The following is a 15,751-nucleotide window of genomic DNA, read 5'->3' as shown; positions in this document are numbered from 1 at the left end:
TTCATCCCCTTTTATGACCATAGCGCTACAAAGCTTTTTCTTACTCTTACGTTAATTCAATGTGCAGATGATACCTTGCAATTAATATTATTTTTTACTTGACACTTTAAAAATACATATGTATTATGTAAATCGTAATGATTACGATTTAGGAGAGGTTTTATTATGAAGTACTTTTTAGGAATATGGTTAAGTGTATTAGGTTTGAGTTTATTTTTAGTGGGTTGTCAGGATGCAAGTTCATCTGAGAACGAGTCTGTTGAAGGCACATCTGCTGAATCGGAGGAGCAAGAAGCAGAAATTAGTGTAACAATTGAAGGCTTAGCTGATCATTATCATACTAGTGGACCGATTCTTTTAACAGCAAAAACGAATGAAGAAATTGACCACCCGCATTGGCATTGGTATACCCTTCAACCAGGGGAAAAAGAGTGGGAAACAGTGCCCGATCAAGAAACAGAATCGTATGAAGGCGTAGCCGATACGGACGGAATACAAATTAAAGCCGTCCTTTATGGAGATGATCATGAAGTGATTGCTGAGTCTGATCCTGTAACGATTACCATTGATGATCATGGTCACGGACATGCACAGGATGAAGAATTACAACAAATATATGACGGGTACTTTGAAGATAGCCAAATTGAAGGTCGTGCATTATCTGATTGGGAAGGCGATTGGCAGTCTGTATATCCATACTTACAAGATGGTACGTTGGATAAAGTATTTGAGTACAAAGAAGAACATGATGGAGACAAGACCGCTGAAGAATATAAAGAGTACTATGAAATAGGTTATCAAACAGACGTTGACCGTATCGTCATAGAAGGAGACATGGTAACTTTCTATGAAAATGACGAAGTGTACTCAGGTGAGTTTGTGTATGATGGCTATGAAATTTTAGAGTATGAAGCTGGTAACAGAGGAGTACGTTTCATTTTTAAACATGATGGGGAAGAGGAAGGTGTTCCTACATACATTCAGTTTAGTGATCATAGTATTTTTCCTACGGATGCTCATCATTTCCACCTTTATTGGGGAGACGATCGCCAAGCATTATTGGATGAGGTAGTAAACTGGCCAACTTACTATCCGTCAGAGTTGGATGCAGATGGAATTGTAAGTGATATGATAGCACATTAAACAATGATTCTTTTATGAAATAGTTGTCTTCATTTAAATGTATTTACTCTAGGGACACAAGTCCGTAGAGACAGATTTTTCATGTGGAGGTGCAATGATGGTACATCAACATAAAATTCCTGTCACCATTCTAACTGGATTTCTAGGGGCTGGAAAAACGACATTGTTGAATCGATTACTTAGAGATGTACGCAATCGACATGCGGGGATCATTATTAATGAGTTTGGCGAAACTGGTATAGATTCTGAGCTTGTCATTAAGACACAAGAAGAGATTATAGAGATCAACAAAGGTTGTATTTGCTGTAATGTACGTGGAGATTTGATTCAAATATTGAAAGATTTAATTGTTAAAGTTAATAAAAGAGAAATAAACCTCAGCCGCATTATTATTGAGACGACTGGTCTTGCAAATTCAGCACCAGTTATTCAAACCTTTTTAATGGATGAGATAATGTCATATTGGTTTGAAATTGACAGTGTTTGTACTGTTGTGGATGCTAAGCACCTGCCCCTTCACTTAGATCAAGAAGAAGTACAGGAGCAGATTGCCTTTGCGGATTTGATCGTATTGAATAAGACGGATTTAGTTTCTACGGAGGAACTAGAAGCTATAAAGACTCGGTTGAAACAGATGAATGTTAATGCCGAATTGATCAGTACAATAAACAGTGAGGTACCGATGAATAAGTTGATAGACATAAAGTCCTTTCAACTGAGTGAAAAGCTTAAAGTACGTTCCAACCTACTGACAGATTCCCATCACCACCATCATAATAAAGTGGGTTCTGTTGTTCTAAAAACGGATAAGCCTCTGATATTGGAACGAGTTAATAAATGGTTTTCCTACCTTGTTCAAATAAAGGGAGAAACGCTTTATCGCTATAAAGGAATATTAAATATAAAAGATACGGATTATCGCGTTGTTTTTCAAGGAGTGCACATGCTCTTTGCTGGGAAAGAAGATCGAAAATGGAGAAAAGATGAAGGCAGGAAAAGCGAACTTGTTTTTATCGGAAATCAATTAAATCAAGAAGAACTGGAAAAAGGCTTCCGATATTGTATAGATGAGGAGTTCGACCTTCGTATGGAAGGTAATTTTTTTAAGCTTTAAATCGTAATGATTTCGTTTTACCCGTGCTAGAAAGGAGAATAGAACATGACTAAAAAGGTACCAGTGACCGTCTTAAGCGGCTATTTAGGATCTGGGAAAACAACACTACTAAATCATATTCTACACAATAAACAAGGGATGAAGGTTGCTGTTATTGTAAACGACATGAGTGAGATTAATATTGATGTAGGTCTCGTGGAGAATGAAGGAACCTTATCTAGAGTGGATGAGCAGCTAGTAGAAATGTCTAATGGATGTATATGCTGTACACTACGAGAAGATTTATTAATTGAAGTTGAAAAACTAACGAAAGACGGCAGATTTGATTATATTCTAATTGAATCAACTGGGATCAGTGAGCCTATTCCAGTTGCACAAACATTTTCTTATTTAGATGATCAATTAGGTATAGATCTTAATAAACATTGCCGATTAGATACAATGGTTACTGTTGTGGATGCTAGCCGTTTTTGGCATGATTTTGGTTCTGGTGAAAGCTTATTGGACAGGAAGGAAGCCGTTTCAGAGGATGATGAACGGGAAATTTCGGATCTGTTAATCGATCAGATTGAATTCTGTGATGTGCTCATTCTGAATAAATGTGATCTAGTTAAAGAAGCCGATTTGTTGAAATTAGAAAAGGTATTAAGAAAATTACAACCAGAAGCTAAATTCATTAAAACAATGCATGGAAAAGTTAATCCAAAGGATATTTTAAATACAAAATCGTTTGATTTTGAGAAAGCAAGTGCTTCGGCTGGTTGGTTGAAAGAACTGGCTAATGGACCAGAACAACATACACCGGAAACAGAAGAATATGGGATTGGTTCGTTCTCTTATATACGTCAACACCCTTTTCATTCTGCTCGTTTACTAAAGTTTCTAGAAACAATGCCGGAAAATATCGTGAGGGCTAAAGGAATTATGTGGTGTGCTACCAGAAATGAATATGCTTTATTGCTCTCGCAAGCGGGATTATCTGCAAACGTAGAGCCTGTTTCTTATTGGGTGGCAGCACTTTCGGAACAAAGAAGAGAAGCTGTTTTAGAAGAAAATCCAGTTGTATTGCGATCCTGGCATCCGAAGTTTGGAGATCGTAAAACACAGCTTGTTTTTATCGGAATGGATTTGGATAAAGAAAGAATTATACTGGAATTAGATAAATGTTTGTTAACAGAGGAAGAGCTGCAATTGGATTGGAATACGCTCCCAGATCCATTTAATTGGAATATCCAAACCGTTTAAAGAAGAAGTAGTGTCGTTGTTAACTGCTAGTAAGGAGGATAGTAAAAATGGCAAAGAAATCAAAAGTAGCGAAAGCAAAAAAACAACAAGCAATGGTAGAAAGATATGCTGCCATTAGAAGAGAGTTGAAAGAAAAAGGTGATTATGCGACGCTCCGTAAGCTGCCTCGTGATTCTTCTCCAACAAGGTTGAAGAATCGTTGTGAAGTTACAGGGCGTCCTAGAGGCTACATGCGAAAATTTGGCATATCACGAATTGCTTTTCGAGAATATGCGCATAAAGGGCAGGTCCCTGGTGTGAAAAAATCTAGTTGGTAAATGGAACAGGACAAGCCACATATAACGAGGAAGAAATCTTCATATTTAATGTGTTTAGAAAAATGATTTTTCACTTCGCTCTGTAAGTTAGTCGTGTATATGATATATTTAAAAGGCTACTTCCTAAATTGAAGGAAGTAGCCTTTTTATGAACATATTCAAGAATACATAGAGCGTTATAGGTAGTATTACATACGTACGATTTTAAAGTTTATATAAAACTCCCACTTATATAAAAAATCGGAATATAAGGATTAACCTTTCATCGGGTATAAAGTTATAGTAAAATTGGACTGGTGATTGGAAACGGAGTGAATATTTGGTACCACTACAACTATCATCACATAAAAATTTGCAACTAAAGTAGCGTTTTTGCGGTAGGGGCAGACAATTAAAAAACATATTTTTATATTCATTCCTTCGATAATAGCAAACTCATTGAAAGGTGGGGACGCAAAGCTACGGGCCTAATGAGATATTTTCTACGGCAGCCGGGTTACCGAAAAGGTTGGAGATAATACTTAATGATGTATGTACTTACATTTTTTATGTCCACCGATTTTCGGGTGGATTTTTTTATTTTCAAATTTGTCTTGCTTATAGAAGGAAGAATATGAAAAAGGAAAGGAATTATCATGTCACAACAAGAACAATGGAAATCAAAAATAGGCTTTATTTTAGCGACAGCAGGATCTGCGATTGGTTTAGGGGCTATTTGGAAGTTTCCTTATGTTGCAGGAACTGGTGGAGGAGGAGCATTCTTCTTCTTATTCTTAGCATTTACACTTATTCTGGGAATGCCGCTATTATTAGGGGAGTTTATTATCGGAAGAAAGGGTCAGAGTAACCCTATCAATACCTATAGTAAACTAGCATCCAATCCGAAGTGGAGTATTATTGGGAAAATTGGGGTTTTTACTAGTTTTATACTATTGTCTTTTTACAGTGTAGTCGGTGGATGGATTATTCTATATATTGTACAAATTGTGGCTGGTGGATTAAACGGACTTGATGAAGGACGATATATGCAGTTATTTGAAGAAATAATTTCGAATCCTTTTGCAACGCTTATTGCTCAGTTCGTATTTATACTAATATCAATTCTTGTCGTTTCTAAAGGAATACAAAAAGGAATTGAATTAGCAAGTAAAATTATGATGCCGGCCTTACTGATCCTCTTTATCGGACTAGTCATACGGTCGTTAAGTCTTGATGGTGCAATGGAAGGTGTGAAGTTCCTATTAGTACCTGATTTCACAAAATTAACGTCAGAAAGTATCTTATTTGCACTTGGACAGTCATTTTTTACATTATCATTAGGAGTTTCCGTTATGGTTACATATGCGTCTTATTTACCAAGAACGCAAAATTTACCACAATCGGCGATTTCTATCATTATATTAAATACAATTATCGCATTATTAGCAGGATTAGCTATTTTTCCGGGTGTCTTTTCCTTTGATCTCGAGCCGAATGCGGGACCAGTTTTAATATTTGCAGTATTACCTGCAGTATTTAACCAAATGCCTTTTGGGATGTTTTTCTTTTTAGCCTTTTTAATTTTATTTTTATTCGCTGCCTTAACATCTGCTTTTTCCATGATAGAAATTATTGTAGCTTCGGTTACTAAAAATAATCCAAAGAAACGTAAAAAATCTACATGGATAATTGGAATTCTTATTTTTATTGTTGGTATACCGTCTTGTTTATCTTATGGAATGTTGGCAGATGTACAGCTGTTTAATAGAACTTTTTTCGATCTAATGGATTTTGCTGTAAGTAATATTTTAATGCCTTTAGGGGCACTTTTAATCGCTATTTTTGTATCCCAAAAAGTATCTAAAGATGTATTATTTACAGAATTAAAGTCAGGTTCAAATATCGGAAGGGGTTTCTTTTCAATCTGGTATATTCTATTAAAATATGTAACACCAATTGCGATAATTATTGTCTTCCTAGATGTATTGGGACTTTTTAATTGGATAATAGATGTATTTAAATAGAAAATACAACAGGATAAATCTTCAGGGAGGTTATGCGTATGGCAACAATGAAGGATATGCAAAAATTGTTTCCAAGTATAGATGGTAATGAATATCACAGAGAAGAATTAATTTCTTATATAAAAAATATTCTTACTGAGATAGATGAATTAAAGGATCCTTCCAAATTAACATTAGGTGAAATGCCAGAGTACACAGAGGATTATTATAATCGAATTACTCAACAGGCAAAGGTTCCAGAAATGGGATTATCTATGGAAGAAACAGTCCAAAAGCTATTAGGCTTAGTGAAAGGACATCGCTATGTCAATAGTAATTATGTAGCAAATGCTGCTCCTCTTCCAAATATCGCGAGTATATTAGGGAATTTGATTATGGTATTGGTTAATGGTAATAGTCTGTGGGATGTGGAAGGTCCAGCAGCAGCGACAGCAGAAGTTGAAATAACAAGCATGCTATCAAAATTAATCGGATATGATCCGAATGTTAGTGCAGGATATACAACCTGGGGAGGACAAGGGGCAGTGTTTCAGTCGCTACGTCTTGCTATTGCTCGCCATGAACCACAATCGAACCAAAAGGGTGTTCCTAACAATGTATATTGTTTTTGCTCGGAACTATCTCACTATAGCCTGTATAAGTCAGTTGAGGCGACTGGTATAGGCATAAATAATATGATCAGAGTGAAGGTGAAAGAAGATCACTCAATGGATTTAGAAGATTTAAAAGAGAAAATGGAACAAGTAATTGCAGATGGTGGTATTCCTCTCTATGTCCTTGCAACCATGGGAACAACAGATACATTTGGTATAGATGATATAAAAGGAATTAAAGGAATTACAGAAGAGTTGGAACAAAAAAATGATTTGTTACCAATCTATATTCATGCTGACTCTGCAATGGGAGGTATGTACACTTTCTTTAATGACTATGACTTTGAAACCAATCCAATGCAATTTAGTGGAAAAGTGTGTGATGTATTAACCAATTATCAGCAGAAATTTAGAAATATAAGCATAGCAGATAGTATGGTATTTGATTTTCATAAACTTGGACAAACACCGTATATAACTAGTTTGTTTTTGATCAAAAACAAAGAATACTTAAAATATGTTGATTTAGATGCTTCCGAAACACCATATGTTGGAAATCGTGGTTATGGAAGCTATCACACAAGCTATACTCTTGAATGTTCACGAATGGGAAGTGCGATGGCCATATATGCTTCGTTATTAGCATTTGGAGCTGAAGGATATCAACAGCTATTAGCGAATTATATTCACGTCAACATTGCTTTTAGAGAAGCGTTAATTAAAGAGGTTCCTAATGTAGCAATAACGAATGAAATTTCACCAATAACAACGTTCCGCTTCTATCCAGAAGCACCAAAATGGAATGATGAGCAGAATGGTTATGTACAGCTAGAAGAAATGACGGAAATTAATCAGTTTAATGATAAGTTTGCAGAAGTAATTGGGATAGAACGAGATATAATTTTCTTTGGAAATACAAAAAAACAGTGTTTAATTAAGCCTGTAAATGCAAGTCAGCGAATTCCAGTATATGCACATAAGTTTTTTGCTATTTCACCATATACAACAATAGAGGAAATAGATCGTTATGTGGCGTTCTTAAAAGAACATATGGCATTTTATCTAAAAACTCGAGAACAAATATTGGTTTAAAAGAGAATAGGAGTAACAATAAAATGAATAAATTTAGAAAACTATCATTTACAACAAAAATAATTATTATATCTACTTCTCTAATGCTTTTAGTAGGAGTGGCCTTAATTGCTAGTAGTATAAAGATTCAAAAAGATGTTTTAGAAGAAGAAATGGAAAAACAAGCAATCGACATTGCTAATCAATGGGGAGAGCAACTTGACCAGGAATTAATAGAAAAGGGAGTAGAAAATTCAAATCCAAATGGACCAGTACAAAAAGAATTAATATCATTTTTTGATTCCATTTCAGCAAATAATCCATTGGTAGCGCAAGGTTATGTTCTAGGTACCGAGCTACAGGATGGAAATAAATCTGTGATCATTTCTACACCTACACATATGATTGAAGCATTACAAGAATATGATATACACCTTGGTGATCTATATGAACAACCAAATGTCATGATTGATGGTATTCATGAGCTTTTGGAATCGGAGGAAATTACAACCTCTAAGATATATGAGGATGATTTTGGAACATGGATTACCGTTCTTTATCCAATTACAAATAGCTCTGGTGAACTTTATGCTTATTTTGGGGTAGACGTAGATGCTAGTATGGTTAAAGAAGGAACCAATAGATTTTTAATTAATTCTTTAAGTATTCTAATTCCGTTAATCATTGTGTTTGCGATTATTAAGATTATTTCTATTCGTAAAAATGCGCAGCCTTTAAAACATTTGAGTTCAGGTATCGACGAAATGAGAAAGGGAAATTTGGATATTCATTTACCAACTAGAGACGATGATCTAGGAAAGATGAATGAAGCCTTTAACTATATGGCCCAAGAGTTGAAAAATATGATTAGTAAAATAGGGGAGACTTCTACTACAGTTCTTCAGTCGTCAGACCTTGTAAAAAAAGTAACAGATCAATCGAAAGAAACTTCTATCCAAGTAAGTGATAATATTAAACAAATGACAACTGGAATTCAAACACAAGAGGCTTCTATTATGGAGTCTTCCAAAGCAATTGAACAGATGGCAACTGAAATAGAAGGAGTAGCTACTTCTTCACAGGAAATCTCTGGTGTTGCAAAGGATATGGAGTCTGTTTCACATGATGGTTTATCGGCTATCCGTAATGTAATATCACAAATGGATACAATTAATAAAACGGTTAAACAATCAAGTGAAGTAGTAACTTCTTTACAGGAACGTTCAAATGAGATTAGTAGTATTCTAGAAGTTATAACAGGCATTTCGGAGCAAACCAATTTACTAGCTTTAAACGCAGCAATTGAAGCAGCGCGGGCTGGTGAACATGGAAAAGGATTCGCTGTTGTTGCTCAGGAGGTTAGAAAATTAGCGGAGGAATCGAGCGAGTCAACGGAAAAAATCTCTAAAATTATTGATGAAATTCAAATGGAAACAAGTAATGCAGTTTCAGCGATGGAGATTGGAACAAATGAAGCACAAAAAGGAACGGAATTTGCACATACATCTGGTGAGCTATTTGAGAAAATTAAAATATTTACAGCTCAAGTCACAAGTAAAATTGAAGAAATCTCTGCTGCTTCTCAAGAAATTTCTGCTGGAACCGAAGAAGCATCTTCATCTGTTAAGGAATTAACGGTTGTTGCAGGTAATAACTCTGAATTTGCATTAGAAATTGAAGCAAGTACTTCAGAACAGGTTGAATCCGTTAATCAATTATCCGACGCTGCTGATGAGTTGAATCACCTTGCACAAGAATTGCAAGCAATGGTTACTAAATTCAAAGCATAATTTAATTTGATTATATATTAGCTATAGGTTCTTACAGGAGACAATAGACAGCTTTACGCGAAAGAGGGCACAACATGCGGAATTTATCTGCTTGTTGTGTCTTTTTATTGCTGATAGAGCGCTTGATAAATGAAGTGAAATGGTTTTGTGTGAATATCATATAAGGCTTATTGGATATGCTAATGAAAAAAGGAAGCCTAACTAATGCCTAATTATGTCCCTTATTTAATTCTTACTATTGTTAGCATAACAATATTGTCGATAATGATTGTTCAAAAACGTCAAATTGGTTTAACTGTACTATTATTGAGTTTTTCTGGAATGGTATATATAGCAGAGTTTTTTGTCATGGTCATTGGCAATAGCTACTATTATTTTCCTGAAGTGCTCTCCGTACAATATTATGATCACATTCTAGGGACAATTGTCTCTAATTTATTTGTTATTCCTGTATTAGGTGTAGTTGCCGCGGTGTACCAGCTTCGGTTACGTTGGCTCGTACTTTTTGCAGCAACGTTAGTAGGTATAGAATGTTTATTTGAATGGCTAAATATTTATCATGCAAACTGGTGGAGGAAGGAATATACGTTTATTTCCATATTGTTTTTCTTTTTACTAAGTAAATTCTGGATGCGCGCTCTTCAGTTAGGAACTAAATGGTCGCGTTTTCTATCATTGTGGATGCAAGGATGGGGTGGTGCTGGTACTGTAATGTACATCATGTCTGTAGTTGAAATTCGTCATTATGAAGTTGGTTTTTTTGAAAATATTTATCGTGATAACATGTTTATATCAACATTCATGGGGTTGATAAAAGGGTTATTTTTTGCTGTAGCGATTATACGCTTCCAAAAGTTTCGTTGGCGTTTGCTTGCACCGATTTTAGTTTACGCAATTGATGTACCACTGTATTACTTAGGTGTACTCGTGGTTGAAATACCATTTTGGATTTATACAGCCGTTTATCTCGTACTGGCAACTCTTTTACTCCTGTGGACCCAATATGCATATTCTTTTATTTCTAAATTGCAAGGTGATGTTTAAAAAGTAGAAGGTGGGTTCCATAAAAAGTAGGGGTGCTTAAGAAAAAACTTGGTAACGAATATAAATGTCTGTTTGTATAAAACTATAGTAATTATTACCTAAAAGGAATGATACGGTGTATATTGTTATAAATACTTTATATTTGATAGCAGGTTATATATGGGGGGATTGGAGGAACTGGAGAAAGTATTATCCAACAATTCTTTTCTTCATTATTGGAGATTTATTATATAATTTTCTTCTTTATAAAAAGTCTATGTGGTTATTCCATGATCTCATATTGCCTAACCATACAACAATTACAATTTTAGCAATGATTGTTTCCTATTCTGTTACAGTATTTATATACTTAGGCAGATTTCCAAAAGGTTGGAAAAAACGTTCTTTTTGGTTTTTACTATGGTCAGGATTATATTTATTAATTGAATATGTTAATAGTAAATTAGGTTTTATTACATATCATAATGGCTGGAATATGTGGTGGTCTGTTTTTCTTACGGGTGTTATTTTTTTAATTTTACCTATTCATCAGAAACGACCGTTAACAGCTTGGTTAATATCAATTATAGTTATAATTTCTCTGCTTACTATTTTTGATGTGAAAATTGGTGATTTGAAGTAGAATTTTTCCTATTATCGTTTATTACGTATGTTATAAAAAAATAGTCTCTCATGCGTTTATCAAACTTTTTGAGAGACTACTTTTTTATCTTCACGTTTTAATTATCTGAACGTGATAAAATCATGAATAATAAGACATTACCGAATCATTTGTCGATCAATCAAACGTTTGATTAAATTTGTAGAATGCTATTCTGACGCATAATCTTCATTAATGGTGTAGACTAACTCGTCTGCTTCTTTCAACCAATCGACCATTACTTCAACAGTATTTCCCTCTTGATTACTAATTATAAAGCTTGGATTACCATGTTCTCCCGCATTTTTAACCTGTTCCGCAAATTCCTCTTCAACATTCTCACCTAGCAAATTGGTCAATAATTCAATAGCTTGTTCATGTTTTAAATTTCTCATATGTTTTACTCCTATAGTTAATTAATTCTATTTATAGAGTTCTCTAGAAAGATAGTATTCATTTATTCCAATTTTTCCCTTGTACGTTGTTAGCTAGGAACTCCCAAAAGTTGACAAGTACAATAACTAAAGATAAAATATTTTAAAATACTCCGTATGATTAGTAATGGTAGCTTCTAGCCTAAATTTACTTTAGCAGACAGTTTATTTCATAATGGATTGTTTGAAAAAGTATGGATACGATACAAGTTGAAGTTAAAATTATAATAAGGCAGTATATTTCATTTTTGTGTTGGAAAAATGAAATATACTGCCTTTTTGTTTGAAAATGTAGGGAGTAAATTTCCTATTCTATATAGATGTGACTCAGGTATTTAATCTAAAAATGTGGTTTAACCACGTTTTTCTAAGGAGGAAGGATAAATGGAAAAAAAGAGAATTACAAAAGGCTCATTAGAAGCTGATATTAGTAAAGCTTTAACACAATGGGAGAAAGATTTCTTAGGCCGTGGTTCTGTATCTGTTAAGACGGATATCTTAAGAGATATGTTAGTTGTTTCTTTAAGTGGTATTTTAACGCCTGCAGAGTATAAGCTTTGCGATGCAAAAGAAGGATTACTATCAGTGAAAAGAATTCGGTCAGATTTAGTTGAGTCAGGTGTAGAAGAATTATACCAGCTGATCGAGGAGTTGACTGGTGAGGATGTAATAAGTTTTCACACGGATATTAGCACAAAAACTGGTGAACGGATTATGGTATTTCGACTATCGGGTAATTTGCAAAAGAAATTATCCTAAGGGAGATCTTCTATAATTAAAGGGTTATTGGGGGTAACGACTAACAACCCTAATAATCAAACAAGATTAATCAACTTTCCTATGTAAAGGAGACTTTCATGGTTATCGAACAAGATGAGTTGTTCCTATTTATGAAAGAAATGACGAATCTACTAGATGAATATAATAGATGTGAAGATGAGGAAATAAAGAAGCTGATTAAAGAGGATTTGTTAAGCATCTTGCAAATAATTAGCCCTAATATTTTTCAATAAAGTAATGAGAACGACTACGATCAAGTAAGTCGTTTTTAAAAGTATGTTTTAAGGTAGTATAAAACCTTTCTACCTTGCATAAGTACAACTAAGGTATTTTTAAAACGAAGATAACCTTATTTCTATTTTCTGATGTAATCATTTTGCCTTTCCTTATTTTAAAATCCCATCATAAGTTGTACTAAAGGAGGTGAATAATATGGAGCAAGTTTTGATGTTTGCTACTATATTAATGCCTACTATTACAGCAGTGGTAGAAGTAATCAAAAGGGCATTTTGTTTACCTAAAAACGTTATTCCAGCTATTAGTTTGGGAGTTGGATTAATAATAGGAGGCCTAGCATATCCCTTTACTGATATGGACCTAATTTTACGTTTGTGGGCTGGTGGTTATGCTGGATTATCTGGAACCGGTCTATTTGAATTAGTGAAGAAGCGGAATGGTTTTACAAAAGAAAAGTAGCCTTGTAAGGAAAATCTTGCATTAGTTTGGAAGACCAAAATATGATCGAGTACAGGTTTTTATAAGGTGCTGGTTGATTTAAATTTGGTGTACTGTTGTTAAGCTAATTTCATCCTAGGTTTGTGAAGCGTAACGAAAAAAAGAGTCTTCGGTCATTTGGGAGACTCTTTGGGTTGCTATTTTCTCGGCATTGAATTAGGTGGACAGAAGGAGAGTGTGAACTATCGGACACGAGCCTAGTAACATCGGACACAAACGTGGAAATATCGGTCACGAGAGCGGGACTATCGGACTTTGGAGTAAAAACATCAGACGTGAGCGTGTAATTATCGGACAAAAACTTTCAACCATCGGTCACGGGAATGGAAACATCGGACAATGGCATCGGGATAACTAGTCAAATCAATAGCATAATAAAAAACTGCTATTTGAAAGCAGTTTTTTATTAACTGTTAGTCGCGTTGTGAATGATCTTCAAATGTAGGTTCAGCCCCAGAACTTCCTTCTTCCTTTTGGAAACCTTTATCAAGCTGTCCTGCGTTCTCAATATCACCAGTAGCTTTATAACCTGCAATCTCTTGGTTACTAGTAGTGCCATACAAACCCATTCCACCAAGTTCTACCTTAATATTTTTTGGTGTTTTATCATTTTTATCACTCATGTTATCCACCTCCGACTTTTAGTGTAACCAGGGGGGAGAGAACTATCCTAAAAAAGGAACGGGATAAAGCTGTGTTCGGAAGTGTCAGCTTATGAAAGAATATATAGTTATCGGGGAATCAGCCTTCATCCAAAAGAATCGCCCTTCCAATAAAATAATCAACCCTCAATCCACCCACCAACTCCCAAATCAAAAATCAATCCATGCACAAAAAAAGGCTATCTCCACCCATCGTACTATACGATAGAAAGAAATAACCGCTTTATCTTTATACTATCTTCGATTGCTTTTCGGATCAAATGCATCTCGTAATCCATCACCGATAAAGTTGATCGCTAATACGGTAATTAAAATTCCTAATCCAGGTGGGATCCATGCTTCAGGATGGTCTTTTAAAATTCGTATATTCTGTGCTTCGGATATCATATTTCCCCACGTTGGCGTAGGCTGTGGAATTCCCATACCGATAAAGCTTAAGCCAGATTCAATGATAATCATGGATGCCATCATAAGTGTTGCGTTAACAATAATTGGACCTATGGCATTTGGAATAAAATGCTTAAAGATGACTCTAAAATCACTAGATCCAATGGCTCGTGCACCTAATACAAACTCTTGCTCCCTTAAGGATAAGAAAGTACCCCGAACAATCCTTGTTAATGTTGGCCATGTGGTAATGGCAATGACCGTAACAAAAATCATAACGGTTACTTCTTGTAGAATGGCTATAATAGTTAATGCTAATACTAAAAATGGTATTGCTAAAACCAAATCAGCTAGACGCATTATGATACTATCAATTTTTCCTCCATAGTAACCAGCAATAGCACCTGTAATTACTCCTATGATGAGTGTAAATAGCATAGCACTAAATCCTACCGTTAAGGATATTCTTGCACCATATAAGAGACGAGCAAAATTATCTCTACCGGAACTATCTGTACCTAAAATATGTTCCTCTGATGGTGGCTTTTCAATTTTTAGTAGATCCCCATATGTTGGATCATGCTCTGTTAATAAAGGTGCAAATATGGCAGCAAGGAGGATAATAACTAAGATAATTATTCCACCAATAGCTAGTTTATTTTTCAAAAAACGCCGCAGAGCAAGTTGAAAAGGGCTTTTATGCTTCCGTTTATTAGTGGACTGCTTTTTAATTGCTTGCATCATATATCACCTCAATCATAGCGGATCCTCGGATCTACAATACTGTAGAAAATATCAGCTAATAAATTTCCAATAAGAATCGTAACACCTAATAATAGTGTAATTGCCATAATAACTGGATAATCTCGATTCGTAATGGAATTAATAAATAAAGTACCTAGCCCAGGATAACTAAAGACCTGTTCCGTAATAATGGCACCACTTAATAATGCGCCGAATTCAAATCCCATTAATGTAATAATCGGGATAATTGCATTACGAAGGGTATGCTTGTACAATACGTTTCTTTCACTCATCCCCTTTGCTTTTGCTGTCCGTATATAATCACTGCCGAGTACATCTAATACTTCTGAGCGCATATAGCGCATGTAAGTGGCGGTTCCTGCTAGTCCCAATGTAATTCCAGGTAGAACCATATGGTGAACTCGATCCCAAACTTCAGTCCAACCTGAAACATCTGTACTAGTTATGGTTCCTTGTGCAGGGAACCACCCGAGTTTAATTGCAAGGAAATAGATTGCTATCAGTCCAAAGAAAAAGTTGGGAATCGCTAATCCTAAAAATCCAAACGTGGTTGCACTATAGTCTAAAATGGAATATGGATTTCTTGCTGAGTATATTCCAATTGGGATAGCTACGATTAATGTAATTGCTAATGCAAATAAACCTAGGTAAAGTGTGTTCACAATTCTCTCTTTAATCAAGCTTTGTACTGACCGACCTTTATAATACATAGATTCTCCAAAATTACCAGTTGCAATTTTACTAGCCCAATTAACATATTGAACTGGGAGGGGATCATTTAAGCCAAGAGCTTCTCTTTGTTGTTCAAAAACTGCCGGATCAACTTCTGGATCCAGAATTTTTCCTGTGAAGGGGTCTCCAGGAGCTGCTTTTGCCAAGGCAAAAACAATAATAGATAACATGATTAACATTGGAATAAATACTAGTATTCTTCTAATGATATATTTGTACATATTATACCTCCGTTATGAAGGAGGAGAGTATGCGGTTAAGCATACCCTCTACTTGAATTTTAATTCCTTTTATCC

16 protein-coding genes and 1 riboswitch are annotated in these 15,751 nt (G+C 35.0%); of the genes, 12 read left to right on the top strand and 4 right to left on the bottom strand.

Features of this window, described 5'->3' with window-relative positions; genetic code table 11:
* The first annotated feature begins 165 nt into the window (after positions 1–165).
* From GMD78_RS08930 to GMD78_RS08890, 9 genes are all read left to right on the top strand, one after another.
* On the top strand, positions 166–1,143 hold the full coding sequence (locus GMD78_RS08930) for a ZinT family metal-binding protein (protein WP_155668477.1): 978 nt from the start codon (positions 166–168) through the stop codon (positions 1,141–1,143).
* Between the two features lie 97 nt (positions 1,144–1,240).
* Positions 1,241–2,257, top strand: a complete 1,017-nt coding sequence (locus GMD78_RS08925) for a CobW family GTP-binding protein (RefSeq protein WP_343042213.1) — start codon at positions 1,241–1,243, stop codon at positions 2,255–2,257.
* Positions 2,258–2,302: 45 nt separating this feature from the next.
* Entirely contained in the window at positions 2,303–3,502 is a 1,200-nt protein-coding gene (locus GMD78_RS08920) for a GTP-binding protein (RefSeq protein ID WP_155668475.1), read from the top strand.
* Between the two features lie 47 nt (positions 3,503–3,549).
* Positions 3,550–3,819, top strand: coding sequence for a 30S ribosomal protein S14 (gene rpsN, locus GMD78_RS08915; RefSeq protein WP_155668474.1), 270 nt, complete (start codon positions 3,550–3,552; stop codon positions 3,817–3,819).
* 418 nt (positions 3,820–4,237) lie between these two features.
* Positions 4,238–4,323, top strand: a riboswitch (cyclic di-GMP riboswitch).
* A gap of 131 nt (positions 4,324–4,454) precedes the next feature.
* A complete protein-coding gene (locus GMD78_RS08910) occupies positions 4,455–5,822 on the top strand; it encodes a sodium-dependent transporter (RefSeq protein ID WP_155668473.1) in 1,368 nt (455 codons plus the stop codon).
* A 47-nt stretch (positions 5,823–5,869) separates the two neighbouring features.
* On the top strand, positions 5,870–7,507 hold the full coding sequence (locus GMD78_RS08905; RefSeq protein WP_155668525.1) for a pyridoxal phosphate-dependent decarboxylase family protein: 1,638 nt from the start codon (positions 5,870–5,872) through the stop codon (positions 7,505–7,507).
* A gap of 23 nt (positions 7,508–7,530) precedes the next feature.
* A complete protein-coding gene (locus GMD78_RS08900) occupies positions 7,531–9,276 on the top strand; it encodes a methyl-accepting chemotaxis protein (protein WP_155668472.1) in 1,746 nt (581 codons plus the stop codon).
* A 204-nt stretch (positions 9,277–9,480) separates the two neighbouring features.
* Positions 9,481–10,320, top strand: a complete 840-nt coding sequence (locus tag GMD78_RS08895; protein ID WP_155668471.1) for a hypothetical protein — start codon at positions 9,481–9,483, stop codon at positions 10,318–10,320.
* A 115-nt stretch (positions 10,321–10,435) separates the two neighbouring features.
* Positions 10,436–10,942, top strand: a complete 507-nt coding sequence (locus GMD78_RS08890) for a CBO0543 family protein (protein ID WP_343042212.1) — start codon at positions 10,436–10,438, stop codon at positions 10,940–10,942.
* 188 nt (positions 10,943–11,130) lie between these two features.
* Here GMD78_RS08890 and GMD78_RS08885 read toward each other — a convergent pair whose 3' ends face one another.
* Entirely contained in the window at positions 11,131–11,355 is a 225-nt protein-coding gene (locus tag GMD78_RS08885) for a hypothetical protein (RefSeq protein ID WP_155668469.1), read from the bottom strand.
* Between the two features lie 423 nt (positions 11,356–11,778).
* On the opposite strand from GMD78_RS08885, the gene GMD78_RS08880 reads away from it, so the two are divergent.
* The 3 genes from GMD78_RS08880 to GMD78_RS08870 all read left to right on the top strand — a co-directional run bounded on the left by GMD78_RS08880 (position 11,779) and on the right by GMD78_RS08870 (position 12,870).
* Positions 11,779–12,153, top strand: coding sequence for a Na-translocating system protein MpsC family protein (locus tag GMD78_RS08880; RefSeq protein ID WP_155668468.1), 375 nt, complete (start codon positions 11,779–11,781; stop codon positions 12,151–12,153).
* 98 nt (positions 12,154–12,251) lie between these two features.
* Positions 12,252–12,407, top strand: coding sequence for a hypothetical protein (locus GMD78_RS08875; RefSeq protein WP_155668467.1), 156 nt, complete (start codon positions 12,252–12,254; stop codon positions 12,405–12,407).
* Positions 12,408–12,606: 199 nt separating this feature from the next.
* Positions 12,607–12,870, top strand: coding sequence for a holin (locus tag GMD78_RS08870; RefSeq protein ID WP_155668466.1), 264 nt, complete (start codon positions 12,607–12,609; stop codon positions 12,868–12,870).
* Positions 12,871–13,322: 452 nt separating this feature from the next.
* On the opposite strand, the gene GMD78_RS08865 is transcribed toward GMD78_RS08870, so the two are convergent.
* From GMD78_RS08865 to GMD78_RS08855, 3 genes are all read right to left on the bottom strand, one after another.
* Positions 13,323–13,532, bottom strand: coding sequence for a hypothetical protein (locus GMD78_RS08865; protein ID WP_155668465.1), 210 nt, complete (start codon positions 13,530–13,532; stop codon positions 13,323–13,325).
* Between the two features lie 273 nt (positions 13,533–13,805).
* Positions 13,806–14,699 (bottom strand): oligopeptide ABC transporter permease, encoded by an 894-nt coding sequence (gene opp4C, locus GMD78_RS08860; RefSeq protein ID WP_425495050.1) that lies wholly within the window; start codon positions 14,697–14,699, stop codon positions 13,806–13,808.
* Between the two features lie 11 nt (positions 14,700–14,710).
* Positions 14,711–15,676 carry an ABC transporter permease gene (locus GMD78_RS08855; protein ID WP_155668463.1) on the bottom strand — a complete coding sequence of 322 codons (966 nt, stop codon included), beginning with the start codon at positions 15,674–15,676 and terminating at the stop codon, positions 14,711–14,713.
* Positions 15,677–15,751 lie beyond the last annotated feature (75 nt).

Origin of the sequence: Ornithinibacillus caprae, assembly GCF_009728145.1 — a bacterium.
Classification (GTDB): Bacteria; Bacillota; Bacilli; order Bacillales; family Amphibacillaceae; genus Ornithinibacillus; species Ornithinibacillus caprae.
Note: the sequence above shows the minus strand (reverse complement) of the source record. Positions and strands in the feature narration are given on the sequence as shown.

Coding starts and splice junctions, on each gene's coding strand:
- GMD78_RS08930 (WP_155668477.1), top strand. CDS start 166: ATGAAGTACTTTTTAGGAATATGGTTAAGTGTATTAGGTTTGAGTTTA.
- GMD78_RS08925 (WP_343042213.1), top strand. CDS start 1,241: ATGGTACATCAACATAAAATTCCTGTCACCATTCTAACTGGATTTCTA.
- GMD78_RS08920 (WP_155668475.1), top strand. CDS start 2,303: ATGACTAAAAAGGTACCAGTGACCGTCTTAAGCGGCTATTTAGGATCT.
- rpsN (WP_155668474.1), top strand. CDS start 3,550: ATGGCAAAGAAATCAAAAGTAGCGAAAGCAAAAAAACAACAAGCAATG.
- GMD78_RS08910 (WP_155668473.1), top strand. CDS start 4,455: ATGTCACAACAAGAACAATGGAAATCAAAAATAGGCTTTATTTTAGCG.
- GMD78_RS08905 (WP_155668525.1), top strand. CDS start 5,870: ATGAAGGATATGCAAAAATTGTTTCCAAGTATAGATGGTAATGAATAT.
- GMD78_RS08900 (WP_155668472.1), top strand. CDS start 7,531: ATGAATAAATTTAGAAAACTATCATTTACAACAAAAATAATTATTATA.
- GMD78_RS08895 (WP_155668471.1), top strand. CDS start 9,481: ATGCCTAATTATGTCCCTTATTTAATTCTTACTATTGTTAGCATAACA.
- GMD78_RS08885 (WP_155668469.1), bottom strand. CDS start 11,355: ATGAGAAATTTAAAACATGAACAAGCTATTGAATTATTGACCAATTTG.
- GMD78_RS08880 (WP_155668468.1), top strand. CDS start 11,779: ATGGAAAAAAAGAGAATTACAAAAGGCTCATTAGAAGCTGATATTAGT.
- GMD78_RS08875 (WP_155668467.1), top strand. CDS start 12,252: ATGGTTATCGAACAAGATGAGTTGTTCCTATTTATGAAAGAAATGACG.
- GMD78_RS08870 (WP_155668466.1), top strand. CDS start 12,607: ATGGAGCAAGTTTTGATGTTTGCTACTATATTAATGCCTACTATTACA.
- GMD78_RS08865 (WP_155668465.1), bottom strand. CDS start 13,532: ATGAGTGATAAAAATGATAAAACACCAAAAAATATTAAGGTAGAACTT.
- opp4C (WP_425495050.1), bottom strand. CDS start 14,699: ATGCAAGCAATTAAAAAGCAGTCCACTAATAAACGGAAGCATAAAAGC.
- GMD78_RS08855 (WP_155668463.1), bottom strand. CDS start 15,676: ATGTACAAATATATCATTAGAAGAATACTAGTATTTATTCCAATGTTA.